Source organism: Azohydromonas aeria, from assembly GCF_009760915.1.
GTDB classification, from domain to species: Bacteria; Pseudomonadota; Gammaproteobacteria; order Burkholderiales; family Burkholderiaceae_C; genus Azohydromonas; species Azohydromonas aeria.
On record NZ_VIDQ01000095.1, the window covers coordinates 1 to 24,155 of the forward strand.

The window sequence follows — 24,155 nt, forward strand, 5'->3', positions numbered from 1 at the left end:
GCCGGGCGCGGCGCGCTGGCCGCCACGGCCGCTGACGGCGTGTCAGGCCGCAGCGCCGGCACCGCGGCGGCAGGCGGCGGCGTCACCGGCTGCACCGCCGGCGCCGACGCGGCCGCCACCGGCGGGGGCACCTCGCGCCCGGCGTCGCCGGCGGACTCGGTGATCGGCGCCACGCGCGGCGGCAGCACCAGCGGGGCGCCGCCGTCCTTGCGCGGGATCTCGATCGTCACGTCCACCGGCAGCGGTCGCGGCTGGGTCTCGAACAGCAGCGGAAAGCCCACGATGCCCAGCCCCAGCAGCACCACCGCGCCGATCAGGCGGCGGCGCGCCCGCACGCGTGCGGCCTGCACCTGTTGCGCCGGTGACGCGGCCATGCCGACCGGCTCCCGGGCCGGGGTCTTGTTTCGCTGCAGGAAGGAAAACAGGCGCATGCCGAAGCGGGGAATGGGCGTGCGCCCGGTGGGACCAAGACCGCGTGGGCCGGCTCGACTCGAAGGGGTCTTTCAACCGACGTGGGACGCGCCCAGTCGCGGCAGTCCGTTCTTGAGCACACCGCCGACGGTGTAGAACGAACCAAAGACGACGATTCTATCAGCCGGGTCCGCCGACTTCAGGGCCGCCTCCAGCGCCGCGGCCGGGTCGGCGTGGGCCTGCACCGTCACCGCGCGCCCCGCGCCGGCGGCCGCGCGCACCAGTTCCGCCAGCGCTTCGGGCGCGGCCGCGCGCGGCGTGGGCAGCGCCGTCAGATGCCAGCTGTCCACCAGCGGCGCCACGTGCGCCAGCGCGCCGGCCAGGTCCTTGTCCTGCATCGCGCCGAACACGGCATGCGTGCGCGGATAGAAACCCATCTGGTCCAGGTTCAGCGCCAGCGCCGCCACCGACTGCGGGTTGTGCGCCACGTCCAGCACCAGCACCGGCTGTCCGGGCACGATCTGGAAGCGCCCGGGCAGGTCCACCGTCGCCAGCCCCTGGCGCACCGCCTGCGCGCTGATGGGCAGCCGCTCGAACAGCGCCTCGAACACCGCCAGCACGCCCGCGGCATTGAGCAGCTGGTTCGCGCCGCGCAGCGCCGGGTAGGCCAGGCCGTGGAAGCGCCGCTCGCGCCCCTTCCACTGCCACTGCTGGCGGTCGCCCGACTGGGAGAAATCGCGCCCGGCCACGCGCAGGTCCACGCCCAGCGCCGCGGCCACGTCGAGCACGCTTTGCGGCGGCTGCGGGTCGCTGATCACGGCCGGGCGCCCGGCGCGCAGGATGCCCGCCTTCTCGCGGCCGATGCTCTCGCGGTCCGGACCCAGCCACTCGGTGTGGTCCAGCGCGATGCTGGTGATCAGCGCGCAGTCGGCGTCGATGGCATTGACCGCGTCCAGCCGCCCGCCCAGGCCCACTTCCAGGATCACGAGATCCAGCTCGGCCTGCGACAGCGCCCGCATGATCGCCAGCGTGGTGAACTCGAAATAGGTCAGCGCCACGCCCTGGCGCGCGGCTTCCACCGCCTCGAAGTGCGGCAGCAGCGCCTCGGCCGCGATCATCTCGCCGTCGATGCGGCAGCGCTCCTCGAAATGCACCAGGTGCGGCTTGCTGTAGAGCCCGACCCGCCAGCCCGCGGCACGCGCCACCGCGTCCAGCATCGCGCAGCTCGATCCCTTGCCGTTGGTGCCGGCCACGCTGACCACGGGCACGCCGAACTTCAGCCCCAGCCGGTCGCGCACCACGGCCACGCGCTCCAGCGTCATGTCGATGCCCTTGGGGTGCAGGGCTTCGCAGTGGGCCAGCCAGTCGTCGAGGGTGCGGGGAGTGCTCATGGGCGGGGATGGTAGGAGGCAGCAAAAAGGCCGGCGCGAAGCCGGCCTTGCGGGAGAAATGCCTGTGTCAGGCGACGGCGTCGGCGCTCTGGCGCTGCAGCATGGCCAGGGCGTGGGCGATGGTCGGGCGCAGCTGGCGCCGGTCCACGATCATGTCCAGCGCGCCCTTGCCCAGCAGGAACTCCGAGCGCTGGAAGCCTTCGGGCAGCTTCTCGCGCACCGTGTTCTCGATCACGCGCGGGCCGGCGAAGCCGATCAGCGCCTTGGGCTCGGCGATCACGATGTCGCCCACGAAGGCGAAGCCCGCCGACACGCCGCCCATGGTCGGGTCGGTCAGCACGCTCACGTAGGGCAGCTTCGCCTTGGACAGCCGGGTCAGCGCCGCGTTGGTCTTGGCCATCTGCATCAGCGACAGCAGGCCTTCCTGCATGCGCGCGCCGCCCGTGGCGGTGAAGCACACGAAGGGCACCTTCTGCTCGATGGCGGTTTCCACGCCGCGCACGAAGCGCTCGCCCACCACCGAGCCCATCGAGCCGCCCATGAAGTCGAACTCGAAGCACGCCGCCACCAGCGGCACGCTCATCACCGAGCCGCCGATGACGATCAGCGCGTCGGTCTCGCCGGTCTGGTCCAGCGCCTGCTTCAGCCGCTCGGGGTACTTGCGGCTGTCCTTGAACTTCAGCGCATCGACGGGGATGACCTCCTGGCCGATCTCGTAGCGCCCCTCGTGGTCGAGGAAGGCGTCGAGCCGCGCGCGCGCGCCGATGCGGTGGTGGTGCTCGCACTTGGGGCAGACGTTGAGGTTCTGCTCCAGGTCACTCTTGTAGAGCACCGTCTCGCACGAGGGGCACTTGATCCACAGCCCCTCCGGGATGGTGCGCCGCTCCGACGGATCGGTCGGCTGGATCTTCGGGGGCAGCAGTTTCTCAAGCCAGCTCATGCATGCGCTCCTTGCGCCGCCTCGTCCAGGGCAGCGCGAATTTCAGCCATGAATCGGCGGCCGGTGGCCGCCACCTCGTCCTTGGGCGCCGCCTGCAGCAGCTGCACCAGGCGCGAGCCAATGACCACCGCATCGGCCACCTCGCCCACCGCGCGCGCCGAGGCCGCATCGCGAATGCCGAAGCCCACGCCCACCGGCACGCTCACGTGGGCGCGGATGCGCGGCAGCATCGCCGCCACCGCGGCCGTGTCCAGGTGCCCGGCGCCGGTCACGCCCTTGAGCGAGACGTAGTAGACGTAGCCGCTGGCGATGCGCCCCACGTGCGCCATGCGCGCCTCGGTGGAGGTCGGCGCCAGCAGGAAGATCGGGTCCATCCCGGCGGCCTGCAATTGCCCGGCAAAGGCTTCGCATTCTTCCGGCGGGTAGTCCACGATCAGCACGCCATCGACGCCGGCAGCGCTGGCGTCGGCGACGAAGCGCTCCACGCCGTAGCGCTCCACCGGGTTGGCGTAGCCCATCAGCACCACCGGCGTCGCGCCGTCCGTGCGGCGGAACTCGCGCACCATCTCCAGCACCTGCGCCATGCCGATGCCCCGGGCCAGCGCCCGCTCCGCGGCCTGCTGGATCACCGGGCCGTCGGCCATCGGGTCCGAGAAGGGCACGCCCAGCTCGATCACGTCGGCGCCGCCCTCGGCCAGCGCGCGCATCAGCGCGGGCGTGACGTCGGCGAACGGATCGCCGGCAGTGACGTAGGGAATCAGCGCCTTGCGGCCCTGCGCCTGGAGCCGCTCGAAGGTGGCGGCAATGCGTTGCGAGCCCTTGCTCATTGCTTCACCTTTTGGCCCTGGCAGGACGGGCGGCAGAAGAACGATGCGCCGGAGAGGTCGGCCACGGTGCCGATGTCCTTGTCGCCGCGCCCGGAGAGGTTGACCAGCAGGTGCTGGTCCGGCCGCATCGTGGCGGCGAGCTTCATGGCGTAGGCCACCGCGTGGCTCGATTCGAGCGCCGGGATGATGCCTTCGGTGCGGCACAGCCGGTGGAAGGCGGCCAGCGCCTCGTCGTCGGTGATGCCCACGTACTCGGCGCGGCCGATGTCCTTCAGGTAGGCATGCTCGGGGCCGACGCCGGGGTAGTCGAGCCCGGCGGAGACGGAGTGCGTCTCCGTGATCTGGCCGTTGGCGTCCTGCAGCAGATAGGTCCGGTTGCCGTGCAGCACGCCGGGCGAGCCCATCTGCAGCGAGGCCGAGTGCTTGCCCGACTCCAGGCCCTGCCCCGCCGCCTCCACGCCGATGAGGCGCGTGTTGGCCTCGCCGATGTACGGATAGAAGATGCCCATGGCGTTGCTGCCGCCGCCGACGCAGGCGATGACCGCATCCGGCTGCCGGCTGATGAGCTCGGGCATCTGCACCAGGCACTCGTCGCCGATGACGCGCTGGAAGTCGCGCACCATCGCCGGGTACGGGTGCGGGCCCGCCACGGTGCCGATGATGTAGAAGGTGTTCTCGACGTTGGTCACCCAGTCGCGCAGCGCCTCGTTGAGTGCGTCCTTCAGGGTGCGCGAGCCCGATTCCACCGGCACCACCCTGGCGCCCAGCAGGTGCATGCGGTAGACGTTGGGGCTCTGGCGCTTGACGTCCTCGGCGCCCATGTACACCACGCATTCCATGCCGTAGCGGGCGCAGATCGTGGCCGTGGCCACGCCGTGCTGGCCGGCGCCGGTCTCGGCGATCACGCGCGGCTTGCCCATGCGCTTGGCCAGCAGCGCCTGGCCGATGGTGTTGTTCACCTTGTGCGCGCCGGTGTGGTTGAGGTCCTCGCGCTTGAGGTGGATCTGCGCGCCGCCCAACTCGCGCGACAGCCGCGCGGCGTGGTAGACCGGGCTGGGCCGGCCCACGAAGTGCGCCAGCTCGTTGCGGAATTCGGCCAGGAACTCGGGGTCGGCCTTGTAGCGGTCCCAGGCGGCCTTGAGCTCGTCGAGGGCGTGGATCAGCGTCTCGGCGACGAAGGTGCCGCCGTAGGGGCCGAAGTGCCCGCTGGCATCGGGTTGGTCGTAGTTCAGCATTGGATGAGATTCAGGCAGGCGGGCGAGGCAGGGCCCCGAGAAAAGCTCAGAGGGTGGCGCGCTGCGCATCGGCGGCGCGCACCGCCTCGCAAAACCGGTGCATCAGCGCGGCGTCCTTGACGCCCTTGGCCACCTCCACACCGGAGCTCACGTCAACGGCCCAGGGCCGCACGCGCAGCACGCCATCGGTCACGTTGGCAGCACTCAACCCACCAGACAAAACGACCGGAGCGGGAAGGGCGTGAGGGATGAGGGACCAATCGAAAACCTTGCCACCGCCGCCATAGCCTTCGACGTGCGCGTCGAGGAGCAGCCCCTGGGCGTGCGGGTACTGCCGGGCGAAGTCTAACAAATCGACCCCCGGGGAGACCCTGATCGCACGCAGGAAGGCCCGCCGCGGCGCGGCGCATTGGTCGGGCGTCTCGTCGCCGTGGAACTGCAGCAGCGCGTTCGGCACCGCCTGCACCACCTCCTCGATCAGCGCAGGCGCCGCGTTCACGAACAGGCACACCGGCGTGACGAAGGGCGGCAGCCGCCGCACCAGCTCGGCCGCGCGCGCCGGCGTGACGCAGCGCGGGCTGCGCTCGTAGAACACGAAGCCCAGCGCGTCGGCCCCGGCCGCCACGGCGGCGTCCACGTCGGCCTCGCGCGTGAGGCCGCAGATCTTGATGCGGGTGCGGTGACTCATGGGAGAGACTGCTTTCGGTTGGGGTCAGGACAGCCAGTCCAGCGCCGGGACATGGTCGGGAATGGCGTGGCGCGCATCGTAGTGCGGGCCCACGAAATACAGGCCATCGGGGGCGAAGGTCGGCGCGGCGATCTCGCGCCGGCGCGAGGCCAGCACCTCGCCCATCCAGCCCACCGGCCGCGTGCCCTGCCCCACCGCCACCAGGCAGCCCATGATGTTGCGCACCATGTGGTGCAGGAAGGCGCTGGCCTCGAAGTCGAAGCGCCAGTACGCGCCGCGGCGGCTGATGCCGATGTGGCGCAGCGTCTTCACCGGCGACAGCGCCTGGCAGCCCGCGGCGCGGAAGGCGCTGAAGTCGTGCTCGCCCAGCAGCAGCGCGGCGGCGGCCTGCATCGGCTCCAGCGCCAGCGGCCGGAAGGTCCAGCCCACCTGGCCGCTCTCCAGCGCCGGGCGCACCGGCGACTCCAGCAGCACGTAGCGGTAGCGGCGCCCGCGCGCGCTGTTGCGCGCATGGAAGTCCGGCGCCACCGGCCGGCACCACTGCACTGCGATGTCGCCGGGCAGGTAGCGGTTGACGCCGCGCACCCACGAGAACTCCTCGCGCTGCAGCGGCGTGTCCAGGTGCACGACCTGGTTGAGCCCGTGCACGCCGGCATCGGTGCGCCCCGCGCACAGCGTGCTCACCGGCATGGCGGCAAAGGCCGACAGCGCCTGCTCCAGCTTGTCCTGCACCGTCAGCCCGTCGGGCTGGCTCTGCCAGCCGTGGTAGGCACCGCCGCGGTAGCTCACGCCCAGCGCGATGCGCTGGACCTTCGGCGCCGGCGGCGCCCCTACGGCGCCCGGCGCCTTCACATCCGCTTCAGACAAGGCTGTCGAGCATGCCCTGGGCACGCGATTTCAAGGGGCCGCTGGCCTGCGCCACCACTTCCTGCAGCAGGTCGCGCGCGCCGTCGGCGTCGCCGATCTGGCGGAACTCCTCGGCCAGCTCCAACTTGCGCTGCAGCGGGTCGGCGTCCTCGCCGAAGTCCGACAGCTTCAATTCCTCCAGCACCGCGGCCGTGGACGGCTCGTCCAGGTCCAGCGACAGCGCGTCCAGGTCGAACGGCAGCGACGGCGACGCGGCCGGCGGCTGCGGCGCGGGCGTGGGTGCGGACTCCAGCGTGGAAGTGCCGAAGTCCAGCTCCGACAAGGCATCCTCCTCTTCACCGGCCGGCCGCGTCACCGGGCCGGCATCGCGCTCCAGCGCGGCATCGTCGGGCAGCGTGGAAGCCGCCGCCGCCGCGGCCGTGGCTGCAGCTGCCGCCGCGGCGATGGCGGGCCGCAGCGGTGTCTCGGCCGGCGCGGGCGGCGCGGGCTGCAGGGGCGCCGGGGGCAGCGTGTCGGCAAATGCCGAGCGCGCCGGCTCCGCGCCGGGCGGCGGCACGCTCTCCAGGAAGCCCAGGTCCAGATCCAGTTCCTTGGCCTCCTGCGCGGGTGCCCGCGTCGCCGGGCCCTGCTGGCTAGGCAGCCACGTGGACGGCGCCCCGGTGGCCGGCGCGCGGCCGTCAGCCGTCTCGGCCCCGGCATCCGCGCCGGCATACAGCGGGTTCTCCGGGTCGATGGACAGGCCCAGCTCGCGCGCCTTGGCCCAGTCCTCGCCCTGCCCTTGCGTGATCTGGAACAGCTGCTGCGCCAGCAGTTCGAAGGCCCGGGTGTCGTGCCGCTTGGCGTAGACCTCCAGCAGCTTGGTGCGGATGGCCAGGCGCTGCGGGTTGCCGCGCAACGCCTCCTTCAGGATTTCCTCGGCCTGCAAGTCGCGGCCGTAGGCGAGATAGACGTCGGCCTCGGCCACCGGGTCCACGTCCCCGATGGCGTCGAGCTGGCTCAGCGAGTACTGCGAGGCCTCGGCCTCGGCCGCCGCGCCGGACTCGCGCGTGTCCACCTGCTGCCCGCCGCTGCCGCCAAAGAAGGACTCCGGCTGCAGCCGGCTTTCCAGGAACGAGGTCTCGGCGGCCGCCTTGGCGCGCCGGCGCCACTTGAACATTCCAAAGCCCAGCAGCGCGAGCGCCGCCACGCCGCCCAGCGCCGCCAGCACCCAGCTCCAGCGCTGGAAGCCCGTCGCGGCCTGCGCGGCCACCGGGCCCGCATCCGCCGTGGCCGACGCGGCTGAAGCCGCGGCCAGCGCCGCGGGCGGCGCCGACGCAGCCTCGGCCGTGGAAGCCGCCACGGCCGGTGCCTCGGCCGCCGAGGCCGCCGGTGCCGCTTGGGCCACGGATGCCGATGCCGGCGCCGCGGCGGGAGCCGGCGGCGTGGGCGTCGTCACCTCGCGCGCGGCCTGGGGCGAGGCGGCGCCGAGCTTCTTGAGCTCGTCCACATTGCGCGAGAGCTCGGCCACGCGCTGGGACTGCTCGCGGCGCTCGGCCTCGCGTGCCAGCGCCGCCTCCTGGCTACCCGGCGCACCCTGGCCGCGCGACAGGCGCAGCCGGTCCGGCGCGGCCTGCGCGGTGCGGCGCTCCTCGACCGAGGCCTCGACCGCCCCACCGGCGCGGCGCTCGGCCTCCTCGACGCGCGCACCCGGTGCCGACTGCGCCAAGCGCTGGCGGTAGGCGTCGAAGTCCGCGCTCTGGATGCGCACCACCTGACGCGCCTGGCCGCGCGCGACCTGCCCGGCCTGCTCCGGCGTGGGCACGCGCAGCACCGCGTCGGCGCGCAGCCGGTTCATGTTCTGCCCGGCAAAGGCGTGCGGGTTGCCGCGGAACAGCGCCACCAGCATCTGCTCCAGCGACACGCCTTCGGGCTGCAGCCGCGACGCCACGCCCGAGAGCGTGTCGCCGCGCTTGACGACGTAGCGGCCCGCGTCCGCGCCAGCGGCCGGTGCCGGCCCGGACGCCTGCGGCGCGGCCGGCGCCGGCGCCTGCGCCGGCTCGGGCGCCGCGCCCAGCAGCGGCGCGGCCCGCGCCGCCGGCGCCTCGGCCACCGCGCGCGGCACGTCAAACAGCAGCGTGTACTCGCGCGTGGCGCGGCCGCTGGGCCAGCTCAGCTCCAGGACGAGGTCCAGGAAGGACTCCTGCACCGGCTGCTCGCTGCTGATGCGCAGCACCGGGCGCCCGTCGGCGCCGCGCTGCAGCGACACCTGCGCGCCGGCCAGCACCGGGCTGTAAGCCGCGCCCGCGCGCTCGAAGACCTCGGCCGGCGCGATGCGTGCCGACAGGCCCGCCGCCTCCTCGGCGCTCAGCGACGTGATCTCGACCTCGGCGCGCAGCGCCTCGCCGCGCACGGACTGCAGGGAAACGCGCCCAAGCCCCAGCGCCCAGGCGCTGCCGCACAACGCCAGGCCCACCACAGCCACCGCGCCGTGCCGCACTGCCCGCCGCGATGGCGTCTTCGAGCTGATCCTCAAGGCTTCTCCCTGTTCGTCCCACGCAAAGAAAGCGACGGCGGCGCCGCGCCTGCCGACCGTGCCGCGCCGCAAGCAGCGCGCCCACCAAGCCTCCAGTGCGGCGCCGCCGTCGGCGCGGGTCGGGCCCCGGTTTTAACGCGATTCGATCAGCAGCCGCAGCATGCGGCGCAGCGGCTCGGCCGCGCCCCACAGCAGCTGGTCGCCGATGGTGAAGGCGCCCAGGTACTCCGGGCCCATGGCCAGCTTGCGCAGCCGGCCCACGGGGATGGTCAGCGTGCCCGTCACGGCCACCGGCGTGAGGTCGCGGATGGTCGCCTCGCGGTTGTTCGGCACGACCTTCACCCACTGGTTGTCGGCGGCGATCATGGCCTCGATGTCGGCCAGCGGCACGTCCTTCCTGAGCTTGAAGGTCAGCGCCTGGCTGTGGCAGCGCATGGCGCCGATGCGCACGCAGAAGCCGTCCACCGGCACGGCCGGGCTGCTGAAGCCCTCGCCCTGGCCGAGGATCTTGTTGGTCTCGGCCATGCCCTTCCACTCCTCGCGCGACATGCCGTTGCCGAGGTCCTTGTCGATCCAGGGGATCAGCGAGCCGCCCAGCGGCACGCCGAAGTTGGCCTTCTCGGCGTCGTCCAGGGTGCGCTGCTTCTCGATGACGCGGCGGTCGATCTCCAGGATCGCGCTGGTCGGGTCGGCCAGCAGGTCGCGCACTTCATGGTTGAGCGTGCCGAACTGCGCCAGCAGCTCGCGCATGTGCTGCGCGCCGCCGCCGGACGCGGCCTGGTAGGTCTGCGTGCTCATCCACTCGACCAGGCCGGCCTTGTAGAGCGCGCCCACGCCCATGAGCATGCAGCTCACGGTGCAGTTGCCGCCGATCCAGTTGCGCCCGCCCTTGGCCAGCGCGTCCTTGATCACGGGCATGTTCACCGGGTCCAGGACGATCACGGCATCGTCCTTCATGCGCAGCGTCGAGGCCGCGTCGATCCAGTGGCCGTTCCAGCCCGCGGCGCGCAGCTTGGGGAACACCTCGCTGGTGTAGTCGCCGCCCTGGGCCGTGAGGATGATGTCGCAGCGCTTGAGCGCGTCGATGTCGAACGCGTTCTGCAGCGTCGTCTCGTTCTTCGCCATGGCCGGGGCCTTGCCGCCGGCGTTGGAGGTGGAGAAGAACAGCGGCTCGATCAGCTCGAAATCGCCCTCGGAGCGCATGCGCTCCATCAGCACCGAGCCGACCATGCCGCGCCAGCCCACCAATCCCACGAGTGCCATCGTCATTCCTTTGAAGTAACTGCTTCCCGGACCCCAGCTTTCCCGGCTCGTTCGCCGGGGTCCAGGGAATGGGCGAGACGAACCGGAGCTTGATCAGCCCGTAATCGTTTTGCCGGTGATGGCCGCCACCACGGCGTCGCCCATCTCGCGCGTGCCCACCTTGCGGGTGCCCTCGCTGTGGATGTCGGGCGTGCGCAGGCCCGCGGCCAGCACGGCGCGCACCGCCGACTCGATGCGGTCGGCGGCTTCGGGCTGGGCGAGGGTGTAGCGGAGCATCATGGCTGCGGACAGGATTGTAGCCAGCGGGTTTGCAACACCCTTACCGGCAATGTCCGGCGCGCTGCCGTGGCTGGGCTCGTACAGGCCTTTGTTGTTCGCGTCCAGCGAGGCCGAGGGCAGCATGCCGATCGAGCCGGTGAGCATCGCCGCCTCGTCCGACAGGATGTCGCCGAACATGTTGCCGGTGACCACCACGTCGAACTTCTTGGGCGCCTTGACCAGTTGCATCGCGGCGTTGTCCACGTACATGTGCTCCAGCTCCACGTCGGGGTACTGGGCATGCACCTCGGTCACGACGTCCTTCCAGAACTGGAAGGTTTCCAGCACGTTGGCCTTGTCCACGCTGGTGACCTTGTTCGAGCGCCGGCGCGCGGCCTGGAAGGCCACGTGCGCGATGCGCTCGATCTCCGGGCGCGAGTAGCGCATCGTGTCGAAGGCTTCCTCGGCGCCGGGGAAATGCCCGTCCACCGCCGTGCGGCGGCCGCGCGGCTGGCCGAAGTAGATGTCGCCGGTCAGCTCCCGGATGATCAGGATGTCCAGCCCCGCCACCAGCTCGGGCTTCAGGCTCGACGCGTGCGTGAGCTGCTCGTAGCACAGCGCCGGGCGCAGGTTCGCGAACAGGCCCAGGTGCTTGCGCAGGCCCAGGATGGCCTGCTCCGGGCGCAGCGCGCGCTCCAGCTTGTCGAACTTCCAGTCGCCCACGGCGCCGAACAGCACCGCGTCGGCGTCCTTGGCCAGCTGCAGCGTGGCCTCGGGCAGCGGGTGGCCCTTGGCCTCGTAGGCCGCGCCGCCGACCACCGCCTCTTCCATCTCCAGCGGCAGCTCCAGCACGTTGAGGACCTTGACGGCCTCGGCCACGATCTCGGTGCCGATGCCGTCGCCCGGCAGCACTGCAATCTTCATGTTCTGTTCTCCAGTGTTGAGTGAGTCGGGGACCGATCAGCGGCCGCTGTTGGCCAGCCAGGGCATCTTCGCCAGGCGCTCGGCCTCGTAGCTCTGGATCTTGTCGGCGTGGCGCAGCGTCAGGCCGATGTCGTCGAAGCCGTTGACCAGGCAGTACTTGCGGAACGGCTGCACGTCGAACTCGATCTCGGTGCCGTCGGCGCGCACCACGCGCTGGCGCGGCAGGTCGATGGTGAGCTGGAAGCCGGGGAAGGCCGCCACGTCGTCGAACAGCCTGTCCACCTCGTGCTCGGGCAGCACCACCGGCAGCAGCCCGTTCTTGAAGCAGTTGTTGAAGAAGATGTCGGCAAAGCTCGGCGCGATCAGCGCGCGGAAGCCGAACTGCTCCAGCGCCCAGGGCGCGTGCTCGCGGCTGGAGCCGCAGCCGAAGTTGCGCCGCGCCAGCAGGATCGAGGCGCCCGCATAGCGCGGCTGGTTCAGCACGAAGTCGGGATTGGGCTTGCGCGAGGCGATGTCCTGGCCCGGCTCGCCGTGGTCCAGGTAGCGCCACTCGTCGAACAGGTTCGGGCCGAAGCCGGATCGCTTGATCGACTTCAGGAACTGCTTCGGGATGATGGCGTCGGTATCGACGTTCTCACGGTCCATCGGGGCCACGAGGCCGGTGTGCACGGTGAAGGCTTGCATGGTCACGTCACTTCTTGGAAGCGTTTTCGATGGCGCCGCCCGCGGCCTTGATGTCGCGGCCCACGCCCTGGATGGTGTTGCAGCCGGCCAGCAGGCCGATGAGCAGCAGGGAGGCGATGAATCGTTTCATGGGGGTCCTCGTCGGGCAGCGGCTGTTCAGGCGATGCGGCGCACGTCCACGAAGTGGCCTTCCATCGCGGCCGCGGCCGCCATGGCCGGGCTCACGAGGTGGGTGCGGCCGCCGGCGCCCTGGCGCCCTTCGAAGTTGCGGTTCGAGGTCGAGGCGCAGCGCTCGCCCGGCTCCAGCCGGTCGGCGTTCATGGCCAGGCACATCGAGCAGCCCGGCTCGCGCCATTCGAAGCCCGCGGCCTTGAACACCTCGTGCAGCCCCTCGCGCTCGGCCTGCGCCTTCACCAGCCCCGAGCCCGGCACCACCAGCGCGGCCTTGACGTTGGAGGCCACCTTGCCGCCGATGCGCTTCACCACCGCCGCGGCCTCGCGGAGATCCTCGATGCGGCTGTTGGTGCAGGAGCCGATGAAGACCTTGTCCACGTGCACGTCGGCCAGCGGCTTGCCCGGCTCCAGGCCCATGTAGGCCAGCGCGCGCTCGATGGCGCCGCGCTTGACGAGGTCCTTCTCGTGGTCCGGGTCCGGCACGCGGTCGTCGATGGACAGCACCATCTCCGGCGAGGTGCCCCAGGTCACCTGCGGCTTGATCTGCGCGGCGTCGATCTCCACCACGTGGTCGAAGTGCGCGCCCGGGTCGGAGTGCAGCGTGCGCCAGTGCGCCACGGCGGCCTCCCATTCCACGTCGGTCTGCGGCGCGAACGGGCGGCCCTTGACGTAATTCAGGGTGACCTCGTCCACGGCCACCAGCCCGGCGCGCGCGCCGGCCTCGATGGCCATGTTGCACACCGTCATGCGGCCTTCCATCGACAGCGCCCGGATCGCGGAGCCGCCGAACTCGATCGTGTAGCCCGTGCCGCCGGCGGTGCCGATCCTGCCGATGATGGCCAGCACGATGTCCTTGGCGCCGCAGCCGCGCGGCAGCTGCCCCTCGACCTTGACCAGCATGTTCCTGGCCTTCTTGGCCAGCAGCGTCTGCGTGGCCAGCACGTGCTCGACCTCGCTGGTGCCGATGCCGTGCGCCAGCGCGCCGAAGGCGCCGTGGGTGCTGGTGTGGCTGTCGCCGCACACGACCGTCATGCCCGGCAGCGTGGCGCCGTTCTCCGGGCCGATGACGTGCACGATGCCCTGGCGCTGGTCCATGAACGGGAAGTACGCCGCGGCGCCGAAGGCGCGGATGTTGGCGTCCAGCGTCGTGATCTGCTGCTTGCTGATCGGGTCGGCGATGCCGTCGTAGCCGCGCTCCCAGCCGGTGGTGGGCGTGTTGTGGTCGGCCGTGGCGACGATGGAGCTGTTGCGCCAGGGTTTGCGATTCGCCAGGCGCAGGCCCTCGAAAGCCTGCGGGCTGGTGACTTCGTGCACCAGGTGGCGGTCGATGTAGAGGACGGCGGTGCCGTCTTCCTCGGTGTGGACGACGTGCTCGTCCCACAGCTTGTCGTAGAGCGTACGTGCGGTGTTCATGGCGTCGGGGTGGTGATGAGTGAAGCGCCGGCGGCAGGCACCGGCGCGGCCAGGGAATCAAGGAAGCGCTGCACCAGCGCGGGCAGCCGCTCCTGGGAGCGAACGGCGATCTGGTACTCGCGCTCGGCCCAGGGTTCGGCCAGTTTCAGGACCTGCAGGTCGAAGAGCTGGGAAAAGCGCTCGGCCACGACGGCGGGCAGGATCGCCACGCCCAGGCCCGCGCCCACGAGCTGCGCGATGGCGTCGAAGCCGTGCACCTGCAGCCGCGTGTTGAGCACGCGCCCGCGCTCGCTGGCCTGCTCGCGCATGAACTCCTGCACCGCGGCGCCCACGTGCAGGCCGACCAGGTCGTAGTCCAGCAATGCCTCGAAGCGCACCGCGGCCTCGTCGGCCAGCGCATGGCCGGCCGGCACGATCACGGCCAGCGTGCCGCGCCTCCAGGGCCGGGTCGAGAGCTGCGGCTCCAGCAGCGGTGGCACGAAGATGCCCACGTCGGCATGCCCTTCCGCCACCGCGGCCTGCACCTCGGCGCTGGTCATGTCCTCCAGGCTGATGCGGATGAGCGGGTGCGCGCGCGTGAAGGCCGCCAGCGGCGGCGGCAGGCATTCGGAAATGGCGCTGGCATTGGCCGCCAGGCGCAGGTGCCCCTTGAGGCCGCGGGCGTACTCGACGACCTCGCTCTCCAGCGCGTGCAGCGAGGCATTCAGGGAGCGGATGTGGCGTACCAGCGCGCGGCCGGCGTCGGTGATCTCCACGCCGCGCGCGCGGCGCTCGAACAGCGCCACGCCCAGGCGCGCCTCCAGGTCCGACAGCCGCTTGCTCGCCGCCGCCAGCGCCAGGTGCTCGCGCTCGGCCGCCCGCGTCAGGCTGCCGGTCTCGGCAATCGCGAGCACGAGGTTGAGGCTGAGGAGGTCGAAACGCATGCGGCTTTTTCGTCAAGGCTGCGCATGGTGCCTTGACGGCGCGCGAAGGGTCATCGGCTTTTCACAATCCAGCCTTCGCGCGGCACGAAACCTTGAGCCGCGACAAACCCGGCCGGGCCGGGTGTCAGCGGGTCAAAGTGTCAGGCGGTCAATCGACCAGCAGCCGCGCGCCCTGCCCGGCCGGCAGGATCTCGCCGATCTCGGCCGCGTCGTCGAAGCCGTGGCGGCGGAACACCGCCAGCACGTCCGGCACCGAGGCCGCGTCGCAGCTCACCAGCAGCCCGCCGCTGGTCTGCGGATCGGTCAGCAGCGCGCGCTCCAGCTCGCCGACGCTCGCGCCGAGTTGCACTTCCGAGCCGTAGCCCTGCCAGTTGCGCCCCGAGGCGCCGGTGACGAAACCCTGGGACGCCAGTTCGCGCACGCCGGGCAGCAGCGGCACGGCGGACCAATCCAGCTTCACGCGGCAATTCGCGCCGCGCGCCAGCTCCAGCGCGTGGCCGGCCAATCCAAAACCGGTCACGTCGGTGAGCGCGTGCACGCCGGGCAGCTGGGCCAGCGCCGGCCCGGGCGTGTTGAGCTTGGTGGTGTTGGCGATCATGTGGGCGTAGCCCTCGGCGTCGAGCTGCTCCTTCTTCAGCGCGGCGGAATAGACGCCGACCCCCAGCGGCTTGCCCAGCACGAGGCGGTCGCCGGCGCGGGCGTCGGCATTGCGGCGCACGCGCGAGGGATGCACCAGGCCCAGCGCGACCAGGCCGTAGATGGGCTCGACCGAGTCGATGGTGTGGCCGCCGGCGATGGGGATGCCGGCCTCGCGGCACACCGACTGGCCGCCTTCGAGGATGCGGCCGATGGTTGCGGCCGGCAGCACGTTGATGGGCATGCCCACGAGTGCCAGCGCCATGATCGGCGTGCCGCCCATGGCGTAGACGTCGGAGATGGCGTTGGTGGCGGCGATGCGGCCGAAGTCGTAGGGGTCGTCCACGATCGGCATGAAGAAGTCGGTGGTGGCGATCAGCGCCTGCTCGTCGTTGAGCTGGTAGACGGCGGCGTCGTCGGCGGTCTCGATGCCCACCAGCAGCTGCGGCGGGATGGGCATGGCGGCGGTGCTCTTGAGGATCTCGCTCAGCACGCCGGGGGCGATCTTGCAGCCGCAGCCGCCGCCGTGGGAAAGCGAGGTCAGGCGGGGCGGGGTCGTGGTGTTCATGGGCGGGGAATCTCCAGCAGGTCGGCCATCAGTGCGCGCAGGGTGGCTTGCTCGCGCGCCGGCTCGAACAGCGGCGCGCGCCGCGCGGCGGCTTCGGACAGGGCCGGCAGCATAGCGGGGTCGTCCAGGCAGCCTTCGATCAGGGTCGCCAGCGCTGCGCTGTCCCCGGGCTCGAAGAGTCCGGCGTAGTCCGCGCCCAGCAGGCCCACGTTGCCCGGGATGCGCGAGGCCAGCACCGGCGTGCCGGCCGCCACCGCCTCCACGATCACCGTGGCCGCGCCCTCGATCACGCTCGGGTGCACCAGCAGGTGTGCGCGGGCCAGCCACTCACGGGCCTGGGCATGGGGCAGCGCCCCGCTCCATTCGTAGGCCGGCAGTTGCGCCTGCAGCGCCGCGGCCTGCTCGCCCAGCGCCGCATCGAGCGCCGCACCGACATGGTCCAGCCGCCAGTCGTTTCGGCCGGCCAGCCGGCGCAGCGCGGCCCAGGCCGTGGCCGGGTCTTTTTCCGCACGCAGGTGGCCGAGCATGAGCAGGCTCAGCGGCAGCGGCACCGGGCGCGGCGGTGCCGGCACGGGCTCCACGCTGGGAAAGCACACCACCGCCTTGTCCCGGAAAGGCTCAGGTAAATCGTCCACCGCGCGCTCCTGCAGCACGACCAGGCGCGAGGCCAGCGCCAGCGAGCGCTGCGCGGCCGCGTCGTGGTGGATGTCGCGGTAGAGGTCGGTGCCGGTCAATGCCAGGGCGATCGGCTTGTCCGGCTGCGCCGCGGCCCACGCCTGGATGCTGTCGGCGCTGCGGCGCGCGTGCAGCGCCAGCAGCGCATCGGCGGGCTCGCCGCGCCAGCAGTCGGTGACGAGGACTTCAAACGGCCCGTCGAGCATGCGGGCCCAGCGCTCGGCGGTGTGCCAGTTGCCGTTGTTGGCGGCGGCCAGGGCGGGCGTGACCAGGCAGATGCGAGGGCGGTTTTGAGACTTCATTGGGCGGGCTTTATAGCCGCCCGGCGCGGCGCCTCGTCCGCCAGGGGCTGAGGAGGCAGTGCGTCAGCCCCGCGCCGCGAACACCGCGAAGCCCTGGTGCTCGTCCGTCCAGCAGCGCGTGTCCGACCACCCCGCTGCGTGCAGCAGCGCGTCGAACTGCTCGATGCGGTACTTGTAGGAGTTCTCGGTGTGGATGGTGGCGCCGGCGGGGAAGTCGCGCCGTTCACCGTCCCAGCGCACCGTCACGTCGCGCACGGCGCGCAGGTGCATCTCGATGCGCGAGGCCGCGGCGTCGAAGCAGGCCAGGTGTGCCCAGTCGGCCGGGTCGAAGTCGGTGCCCAGCTGCCGGTTCACGTTGAGCAGCAGGTTGCGGTTGAAGGCGGCCGTGACGCCCAGCGCGTCGTCGTAGGCCGGCAGCAGCAGCTCCAGCGGTTTCACCAGGTCCACGCCGATCAGCAGTGCCCCGCCCAGGCTCTGCTCGCGTGCCTGGCGCAGGAAGCGCTGCGCGTGCGCGGGCTCGAAGTTGCCGATGCTGGAGCCGGGATAGAACATCAGCCGCGGCCCGGTGGGCAGCCCGGCGGGCAGCGCCAGCGCCTGCGAGAAGTCCAGCGCCACGCCGGTCATCGGCAGCCCGGGATGGCGCAGCCGCAGCGCCGACAGCGCCTCACGGATGAAGCCGGCGGCGATGTCCACCGCCACGTAGTGGCTGGGTTGCAGCAGGGGAAACAGCGACGCCGCCTTGGCGCAGTTGCCCGCGCCCAGGTCCACCAGCGCCAGCCCCGTGCCCAGCACGCGTGCCACGTCCTCGCCGTGCGCGGCCAGGATGGCGGCCTCGGTGCGCGTGGCCGCGTACTCGGGCAGCTCGGTGATGGCTTCGAACAGCCGGCAGCCCAGCGGGTCGTACAGGTGCTTCGGCGCCACGCACGCCGGCTGCTGCAGCAGCCCCGCGGCCAGCTCGGCGGCATGGTGGGCCGGCGCGGCGGCCGGGGCTTCGATGAAATTCGGCGCTTGCTTATGCATCCGGCTCACTCTAGGGACCATGACCCCATCGAAAGTGCCACACGGTGCAACTGAGGTGTAATTCCGCTCCTTCGAACAAACCCTGACCCGCGTCCAGATGACTTCCACCTTCTCCCCCGCCCGCCGTGCCCTGATCGCCGCCTCGCTGCTGGCCGCCGTGGCCGGTGCCCAGGCCCAGGTGTCGGGCCCCGTCTTCCGCGTCACCGCGATTCCCGACGAGTCGCCGACCGAGCTGGCGCGCAAGGCCGCGCCGCTGATGAAGTACCTGGAGGGCAAGCTGGGCGTGAAGGTGGAGTACACGCCCGTCACCGACTACGCCGCCGCCGTCGAGGCGCTGGTCAACAAGAAGGTGGACCTGGCCTGGTTCGGCGGCTTCACCTTCGTCCAGGCCCACGTGCGCTCCGGCGGCAAGGTCGTCCCTCTGGTGCAACGGGAGGAAGATGAAAAATTCCGCTCGGTGTTCATCACGGCCGACCCGGCCATCAAGGGCCTGGCCGACCTCAAGGGCCGCGACCTGAGCTTCGGCTCGCAGAGCTCGACCAGCGGCCACTTGATGCCGCGCCACTTCCTGCTGGCCGCGGGCATCGAGCCCGAGCGCGACCTCAAGCGCGTGGCCTTCAGCGGCGCGCACGACGCCACCATCGCCGCGGTGGCCTCCGGCAAGGTGCAGGCCGGCGCGCTCAACATCTCGGTCTGGGACAAGTTCGTGACCGAGAAAAAGGTGGACACGGCCCGGGTGCGCGTCTTCCACACCACGGCGCCCTACTACGACTACAACTGGACCGTCCACGCCGATCTGCCCGCGGCACAGCGCGAGAAGCTGGCAGCGGCTTTCCTGACCCTCGACAAGTCCACGCCCGAAGGCCAGCAGGTGCTGGAGCTGCAGCGCGCCACGCGCTTCATCCCGACCAAGGCCGACAACTACAAGAGCATCGAGAGCGCCGCGCGCAGCGCCGGGCTGCTCTGACGCATCGGGATTGAAGCGGGCCCCGGCATGAAGCTGACGCTGCAGGACGTGCGCGCCGCGCACCCGGCCGCCCGGCGCGGCGCGGCGCCGGCGCTGCGCGGCATCACGCTCACGCTCGCGCCCGGCGAGCAGGTGGCGCTGATCGGCCCGTCCGGCGCCGGCAAGACCACGCTGCTGCAGGTCGCCGCCGCGGCGCTGCGCCCGGGCGCGGGCCGCGTCGAGCTCGACGGCACCGACCCGTGGCACCTGGGCGTGCGCGCGCTGCAGCGCCTGCGCGGGCGGCTGTTCCTGGCGCCGCAGGTGCCGCCGCTGCCACCGCGCCAGCGCGTCATCAGCTCGGTGCTGGCGGCGCGGCTGCCGGCCATGGGCTTCTGGACCAGCCTGCGCTCCCTGTTCTATCCTGCGGACATCCCCGGCGCGCACGCGGCGCTGGAGCGCTTCGACCTGGCCGAGAAGCTCTTCGAGCGCGTGGACCGGCTCTCCGGCGGCGAGCGCCAGCGCGTGGGCCTGGCGCGCGCGCTGCTGGCGCCGGCGAGCCTGTGGCTGGTGGACGAGCCGCTCTCCGCCCTGGACCCGCGCCGCGCCGAGGGCGCGATGCAGGCGCTGCTCGACGAGGCCCGCGGCCGCGGCGCCACGCTGCTGGCCTCGCTGCACCAGGTGGACGTGGCGCTGGCCCGCTTCACCCGCGTCATCGCGCTGCGCGACGGCACCCTCTTCTTCGACCTGCCTGCCTCGGAAGTCACGCCGCAGCGGCTGCAGCAGCTCTACGCCCAGCACGAGGACGAGCTGCGCAGCCCGCCGCCGGCGCGGGACGAGCCGCCTGCGCCGCCACGTCCGGCGGTGATGCACTGCCGATGAGTGCTGCCGTTTCCCCGCCGCGCCGCGACCCGGCGTGGCTGTCGCGCGTGTCCTGGGCCGTCACGGCGCTGGTGCTGCTGTGGCCGCTGCTGGTGCTCACCGAGTTCCGCCCGGCGCAGCTGTGGGCGCCGGAGAGCCGGGCGCCGATCCTGAATTTCATCGCCAGCTTCTTCCCGCCGGCGCACTCGGTCGAGTTCCTGCAGATGGTTGCCCGCGAAACCTGGCGCACGGTGGCGATCGCCACGGCCGGCATCGTGCTGGGGCTCGCCATCGCCATCCCCGGGGCGCTGCTGGCCACCGAGTCGCTGTCGGTGTCGCTGCTGTCCGGGCGCATGGCGCCGCTGCCGCGCGCGCTGCGCCAGGGCGTGCGCTGGGTGCTGATCGTGCTGCGCAGCGTGCCGGAGCTGGTGTGGGCGCTGGTGTTCGTGCGCGTGGCCGGGCTGGGCGCGACGCCGGGCGTGCTGGCCATCGCGCTGACCTACGGCGGCATGCTGGGCAAGGTGTACGCCGAGATCCTGGACAGCGGCGAGGCGCCGCCGGCGCAGGCGCTGCTGCGCAACGGCGCCGGGCGGCTGCAGGCCTTCTTCTATGCCGTGCTGCCGCAGAACGCGGCCGAGCTGGCCTCCTACACCGTGTACCGCTGGGAATGCGCGATCCGCAGCTCGGTGGTGCTGGGCTTCGTGGGCGCGGGCGGCCTGGGGCAGCAGATGGACAGCTCGATGAAGATGTTCAACGGCGGCGAGGTCGCCACCATGCTGCTGGTGTTCGTGGCGCTGGTGGCGCTGGCCGACCGCATCAGCGCCGCGCTGCGGCGCCAGCTCGGGTAAGGCCGCGACCATGGACAAGCGCCACGGCACCACCGCCGCCAACCCGCCCTGGAAGCTGCCCCCGCCGCTCTTCAGCGCGCGCTGCAGGGCCTGCTGGTACAGCGCCGCGGCGCTCGCGCTGGTCGTGGCCAGCTTCTGGTCGCTGGACCTGCAGTGGCGCGCCTTCCTGTCGCCGGGCGCGCTGGCGCAGATGGGGCGCTTCCTGGGCGAGTTCTTCCCGCCCGACTTCTCCGCGCCCTTCGTGCGGCGCGTGGCCTGGGCGGCGCTGGAGACGCTGGCGATGTCGGCGCTGGGCACGCTGCTGGCGGCGCTGGCCGGGCTGGCGCTGGCGCTGCCCGCCAGCCGGCAGCACGAGGGCGACCGGGCCTGGCTGCGCGCGCCGGCGCGGCTGCTGCTCAACGCGCTGCGCGCGGTGCCGGAGCTGGTATGGGCGGCGCTGCTGCTGATCGCCGCCGGCCTGGGCCCCTTCGCCGGCACGCTGGCGCTGGCACTGCACACCTCGGGCGTGCTGGGCCGGCTCTTCGCCGAGGCCCTGGAGAACGCGCCGCGCGACGCCGCCACCGCGCTGCGCACGCACGGCGTCACGGGCTGGCGCGTGCTGGCCTGGGCCACGCTGCCGCAGGTGCTGCCGCAGCTGCTCTCCTACACGCTCTACCGCTGGGAGAACAACATCCGCGCCGCCGCGGTGCTGGGCGTGGTCGGCGCCGGCGGCCTGGGGCAGCTGCTGGCCTTCCACATGGGCCTGTTCCACATGGGCAAGACCGCGACGGTGCTGATCGCGATGCTGGCGCTTGTGGCGCTGGTGGACGCGCTCAGCTTCGCGATGCGGCGCTGGATGCGCTAGCAACCGCGGCGGCCGCCACCGCCGCCGGGCCTCACTCCGGCTGGATGTTCGCCGACTGCACCGCCTTCGCCCACTTCACCGTCTCCTTGGCGGCGAACAGGCCCAGCTCCGCCGGCGTGCTGGGCGTGAGGTTGAAGCCGGAGGGTTCGAGCTTGGCCTTCACCGCCGGGTCGGCCAGCGCGGCGCGCACCCAGCGGTTCATCTGCTCCACCGCGGCCGGCGGCGTGGCCGCGGGCGCGTACATGGCGAACCAGGCCGTCATCTCGAAGCCCGGCACCACCACCGACAGTGGCGGCACGCCCGGCAGCATCGGGTGCGGCGCGGCCGAGGTCACGGCCATCGCGCGCAGCTTGCCGGCCTTGACTTGCGGCAGGCCCGAGGAGAAGTCGGCGAAGACGAGCTGCGTCTGGCCGCCGAGGGTGTCGGTCATGGCCGGCTGCACGCCCTTGTAGGGCACGTGCGTCATGCGCAGCCCGTTGGCCGAGACCAGCGCGTGGCCCGGGATCAAGCTGCCGCTGGAGCCCGAGCCCCAGGCCAGCTTGTCCGGATGGGCCTTGACGTGGGCCACGAACTGCTGCGCCGTCTCGGCCGGCACGCCCGGGTTCACCAGCATCACGAAGGGGATCTCGGCCAGGCGGGCCACCGGCGCGAAGTCCTTGATCGGGTCGTAGGGCAGCCTGCGGTAGAGCGAGGCGTTGGCCGCGTGCGTGGTGCTGGTGGCGATCAGGAAGCCGTGGCCGTCGGCGCTCAGCTTGGCCGCGGCGGCGGTGCCGATGGTGCCGTTGGCGCCAGGCTTGTTGTCCACGATCACGCTCTGGCCCGCGGCACGGCCGATGTGCTCGGCCAGCACGCGCGCCACCTGGTCGGTGGCGCTGCCGGCCGGGAACGGCACGACGAAGGTGACGGGACGCTCGGGATACTTCCTGGCCTGCGCGGCGGCGGGGCCGGCCAGCGCGAGGGTTGCGCCGGCAACGATGGCGGCGGTGATGGCGCGGCGGCGGGAGGGTGGGTTGTGCATCGGGTTCGGTCGGGTCGGCTCGTCTGGAAAGTGTGCTCGGCAGGGTGCCGGCCGGCATTGGAACCGCCCATGAAAAAACCCCGGCAGGGCCGGGGTTCTCGGGCGGACGCTCCCGGCCCAGGGGCCGGGAGGCAGCGGTGCGCGCGGATCAGGCGATCAGCGCTTTTCCACCGGCTGCACGTCGCGGCGCTCGGCGCCGACGTAGAGCTGGCGCGGACGGCCGATCTTGTACTCGGGGTCGGCGATCATCTCGTTGAGCTGCGCGATCCAGCCCACGGTGCGGGCCAGCGCGAAGATCGCGGTGAACAGGCTCACCGGGATGCCGATGGCGCGCTGCACGATGCCGGAGTAGAAGTCCACGTTCGGGTAGAGCTTGCGGGCGACGAAGTACTCGTCTTCCAGCGCGATCTTCTCCAGCGTCATGGCCAGCTTGAACAGCGGGTCGTTCTCCAGGCCCAGGGCGCCCAGCACCTCGTGGCAGGTCTCGCGCATCAGCTTGGCGCGCGGGTCGTAGTTCTTGTAGACCCGGTGGCCGAAGCCCATCAGCTTGACGGTGGAGTTCTTGTCCTTCACCTGCTTGATGAACTCGCCGATCTTCTCGACGCCGCCCTGGCGCTGGATGTCCTCCAGCATGTTGAGCGCGGCCTCGTTGGCGCCGCCGTGGGCCGGGCCCCACAGGCAGGCCACGCCCGCGGCGATGGCCGCGAACGGGTTGGTGCCGGAGGAGCCGCACAGGCGCACCGTGGAGGTCGAGGCGTTCTGCTCGTGGTCGGCGTGCAGGATGAAGATGCGGTCCATCGCGCGCACCAGCACGTCGTTGGGCTCGTAGTCCTCGCACGGCGTGGCGAACATCATCCGCATGAAGTTGCCGGCGTAGCTCAGCGAGTTCTTCGGATAGATGTAGGGCTGGCCCAGCGAGTACTTGTACGCCATCGCCACCAGCGTGGGCATCTTGGCGATCAGGCGGATGGCCGCGATCTCGCGATGCTGCGGGTTATTGATGTCGGTGCTGTCGTGATAGAAGGCCGAGAGGCCGCCCACCAGGCCCGTCATCACCGCCATCGGGTGCGCGTCGCGGCGGAATCCACGCAGGAAGAACTGCATCTGCTCGTTGACCATCGTGTGGTTGTTGACGAGCTTGTGGAAGTCGCGCTGTTGCTGCTCGTTGGGCAGCTCTCCGTACAGCAGCAGGTAGCAGGTGTCGAGGAAGTCGCACTGCTGCGCCAGCTGCTCGATGGGGTAGCCGCGGTACAGCAGCTCGCCCTTGTCGCCGTCGATGTAGGTGATGGCCGACTGGCACGAGGCCGTGGACAGGAAGCCCGGGTCGTAGGTGAACTTGCCGGTCTGGCCGTAGAGCTTGCGGATGTCGAGCACGTCCGGCCCGATGCTGCCCTTGTAGATGGGCAGTTCCATGCTCGGGCTGCCGTCCGAGAACGACAGGGTGGCTTTCACGTCGGAGGCATTCATCGGGGTGTTCCCTTTCTCTACGTCAATTCGGTTGTGCCGGCGGCGTGCGCAGTTGCTCCAGCAGCGCATGCACGTCGGGCCGGTCCAGTTCACCCTGCGGCTCCTTGCGGCGCAGCAGCAGGTCCAGCAAGTCGTTGTCCGACAGCTCCATGAGCGCGGACAGCGCTTCTCCCTGTGCCACGGTCAGCGTGGCCTCGTGGCGCTGGAAGAAGCGCTCGATCAGCAGGTCGTTCTCCAGCAGCCCGCGGCGGCAGCGCCACTTGAGCTTGCTCAGGGCGCGGGCGTCGAGAAGATTGTCCATGGCAGGCTTTCGGAGGACTGACCGCTTCTCAGATGGCGCGGCGCACCATGAGCTCCTTGATCTTGCTGATCGCGCCAGCAGGATTGAGGCCCTTGGGACACACGTCCACGCAGTTCATGATGGTGTGGCAGCGGAAGAGCCGGTACGGATCCTCCAGGTTGT

The 24,155-nt window shown here is 71.5% G+C and carries 23 protein-coding genes and 2 pseudogenes; 4 read left to right on the forward strand and 21 right to left on the reverse strand.

The annotated features are described in order from the left end of the window. The 17 genes and pseudogenes from FJ694_RS31885 to egtD all read right to left on the reverse strand — a co-directional run. Positions 1–374, reverse strand: a pseudogene (locus FJ694_RS31885) (SPOR domain-containing protein); the annotation flags it as partial. A 129-nt stretch (positions 375–503) separates the two neighbouring features. After that, positions 504–1,802 carry a bifunctional tetrahydrofolate synthase/dihydrofolate synthase gene (folC, locus tag FJ694_RS31890; RefSeq protein ID WP_157271562.1) on the reverse strand — a complete coding sequence of 433 codons (1,299 nt, stop codon included), beginning with the start codon at positions 1,800–1,802 and terminating at the stop codon, positions 504–506. Between the two features lie 67 nt (positions 1,803–1,869). Next, entirely contained in the window at positions 1,870–2,742 is an 873-nt protein-coding gene (gene accD / locus FJ694_RS31895; protein ID WP_157271563.1) for an acetyl-CoA carboxylase, carboxyltransferase subunit beta, read from the reverse strand. Beyond that, on the reverse strand, positions 2,739–3,569 hold the full coding sequence (gene trpA / locus FJ694_RS31900; RefSeq protein WP_157271564.1) for a tryptophan synthase subunit alpha: 831 nt from the start codon (positions 3,567–3,569) through the stop codon (positions 2,739–2,741). Before trpA ends, accD begins: the two co-directional genes overlap by 4 nt. Beyond that, the gene (trpB, locus tag FJ694_RS31905) at positions 3,566–4,804 is read right to left on the reverse strand and encodes a tryptophan synthase subunit beta (protein ID WP_157271565.1); all 1,239 of its coding nucleotides are present in this window, start codon (positions 4,802–4,804) and stop codon (positions 3,566–3,568) included. Before trpB ends, trpA begins: the two co-directional genes overlap by 4 nt. Positions 4,805–4,850: 46 nt before the next feature. Further along, positions 4,851–5,492, reverse strand: coding sequence for a phosphoribosylanthranilate isomerase (locus tag FJ694_RS31910; RefSeq protein WP_157271566.1), 642 nt, complete (start codon positions 5,490–5,492; stop codon positions 4,851–4,853). Between the two features lie 24 nt (positions 5,493–5,516). After that, positions 5,517–6,287, reverse strand: coding sequence for a tRNA pseudouridine(38-40) synthase TruA (gene truA / locus FJ694_RS31915; RefSeq protein WP_157271583.1), 771 nt, complete (start codon positions 6,285–6,287; stop codon positions 5,517–5,519). Positions 6,288–6,351: 64 nt separating this feature from the next. Continuing rightward, positions 6,352–8,871, reverse strand: coding sequence for a motility hub landmark protein FimV (locus FJ694_RS31920; protein ID WP_232540323.1), 2,520 nt, complete (start codon positions 8,869–8,871; stop codon positions 6,352–6,354). 132 nt (positions 8,872–9,003) lie between these two features. Further along, the gene (gene asd / locus FJ694_RS31925; RefSeq protein ID WP_157271567.1) at positions 9,004–10,134 is read right to left on the reverse strand and encodes an aspartate-semialdehyde dehydrogenase; all 1,131 of its coding nucleotides are present in this window, start codon (positions 10,132–10,134) and stop codon (positions 9,004–9,006) included. 93 nt (positions 10,135–10,227) lie between these two features. After that, positions 10,228–11,316 carry a 3-isopropylmalate dehydrogenase gene (leuB, locus tag FJ694_RS31930; protein WP_157271568.1) on the reverse strand — a complete coding sequence of 363 codons (1,089 nt, stop codon included), beginning with the start codon at positions 11,314–11,316 and terminating at the stop codon, positions 10,228–10,230. 36 nt (positions 11,317–11,352) lie between these two features. After that, positions 11,353–12,000, reverse strand: a complete 648-nt coding sequence (leuD, locus tag FJ694_RS31935; RefSeq protein ID WP_157271569.1) for a 3-isopropylmalate dehydratase small subunit — start codon at positions 11,998–12,000, stop codon at positions 11,353–11,355. Positions 12,001–12,007: 7 nt separating this feature from the next. Continuing rightward, positions 12,008–12,130, reverse strand: coding sequence for an entericidin A/B family lipoprotein (locus tag FJ694_RS31940; RefSeq protein ID WP_157271570.1), 123 nt, complete (start codon positions 12,128–12,130; stop codon positions 12,008–12,010). 26 nt (positions 12,131–12,156) lie between these two features. Then, positions 12,157–13,587: a 3-isopropylmalate dehydratase large subunit gene (gene leuC / locus FJ694_RS31945; RefSeq protein ID WP_157271571.1), complete on the reverse strand. Its 1,431-nt coding sequence runs from the start codon at positions 13,585–13,587 to the stop codon at positions 12,157–12,159. Further along, a complete protein-coding gene (locus tag FJ694_RS31950; protein WP_157271572.1) occupies positions 13,584–14,510 on the reverse strand; it encodes a LysR family transcriptional regulator in 927 nt (308 codons plus the stop codon). The genes leuC and FJ694_RS31950 overlap by 4 nt, the downstream gene beginning before the upstream one ends. Before the next feature lie 148 nt (positions 14,511–14,658). Further along, the gene (gene selD / locus FJ694_RS31955) at positions 14,659–15,714 is read right to left on the reverse strand and encodes a selenide, water dikinase SelD (protein WP_157271573.1); all 1,056 of its coding nucleotides are present in this window, start codon (positions 15,712–15,714) and stop codon (positions 14,659–14,661) included. Next, on the reverse strand, positions 15,711–16,691 hold the full coding sequence (senB, locus tag FJ694_RS31960) for a selenoneine biosynthesis selenosugar synthase SenB (protein ID WP_157271574.1): 981 nt from the start codon (positions 16,689–16,691) through the stop codon (positions 15,711–15,713). Before senB ends, selD begins: the two co-directional genes overlap by 4 nt. Before the next feature lie 63 nt (positions 16,692–16,754). Continuing rightward, complete coding sequence (gene egtD / locus FJ694_RS31965) at positions 16,755–17,711, reverse strand: L-histidine N(alpha)-methyltransferase (RefSeq protein ID WP_157271575.1); 957 nt, start codon at positions 17,709–17,711, stop codon at positions 16,755–16,757. A gap of 97 nt (positions 17,712–17,808) precedes the next feature. Between egtD and FJ694_RS31970 the strand changes: the two genes are divergently transcribed. Genes FJ694_RS31970 through phnE form a run of 4 tightly spaced genes read left to right on the forward strand, consistent with a single transcriptional unit; the run spans position 17,809 to position 21,207 of the window. Continuing rightward, positions 17,809–18,678: a putative selenate ABC transporter substrate-binding protein gene (locus tag FJ694_RS31970; protein ID WP_157271576.1), complete on the forward strand. Its 870-nt coding sequence runs from the start codon at positions 17,809–17,811 to the stop codon at positions 18,676–18,678. Positions 18,679–18,705: 27 nt separating this feature from the next. Then, positions 18,706–19,536: a phosphonate ABC transporter ATP-binding protein gene (locus FJ694_RS31975; RefSeq protein ID WP_157271577.1), complete on the forward strand. Its 831-nt coding sequence runs from the start codon at positions 18,706–18,708 to the stop codon at positions 19,534–19,536. Continuing rightward, the gene (locus tag FJ694_RS31980) at positions 19,533–20,363 is read left to right on the forward strand and encodes a PhnE/PtxC family ABC transporter permease (protein ID WP_157271578.1); all 831 of its coding nucleotides are present in this window, start codon (positions 19,533–19,535) and stop codon (positions 20,361–20,363) included. The genes FJ694_RS31975 and FJ694_RS31980 overlap by 4 nt, the downstream gene beginning before the upstream one ends. Positions 20,364–20,373: 10 nt before the next feature. Next, positions 20,374–21,207, forward strand: coding sequence for a phosphonate ABC transporter, permease protein PhnE (phnE, locus tag FJ694_RS31985; RefSeq protein WP_157271579.1), 834 nt, complete (start codon positions 20,374–20,376; stop codon positions 21,205–21,207). Between the two features lie 31 nt (positions 21,208–21,238). On the opposite strand, the gene FJ694_RS31990 is transcribed toward phnE, so the two are convergent. The 4 genes and pseudogenes from FJ694_RS31990 to sdhB form a co-directional block, all read right to left on the reverse strand. Continuing rightward, a complete protein-coding gene (locus FJ694_RS31990; protein ID WP_157271580.1) occupies positions 21,239–22,225 on the reverse strand; it encodes a Bug family tripartite tricarboxylate transporter substrate binding protein in 987 nt (328 codons plus the stop codon). Between the two features lie 156 nt (positions 22,226–22,381). Further along, positions 22,382–23,692, reverse strand: a complete 1,311-nt coding sequence (gene gltA, locus FJ694_RS31995) for a citrate synthase (RefSeq protein ID WP_157271581.1) — start codon at positions 23,690–23,692, stop codon at positions 22,382–22,384. Between the two features lie 22 nt (positions 23,693–23,714). Next, on the reverse strand, positions 23,715–23,993 hold the full coding sequence (locus FJ694_RS32000; protein ID WP_157271582.1) for an FAD assembly factor SdhE: 279 nt from the start codon (positions 23,991–23,993) through the stop codon (positions 23,715–23,717). 28 nt (positions 23,994–24,021) lie between these two features. Then, positions 24,022–24,155 (reverse strand): annotated as a pseudogene (gene sdhB, locus FJ694_RS32005) (succinate dehydrogenase iron-sulfur subunit); the annotation flags it as partial.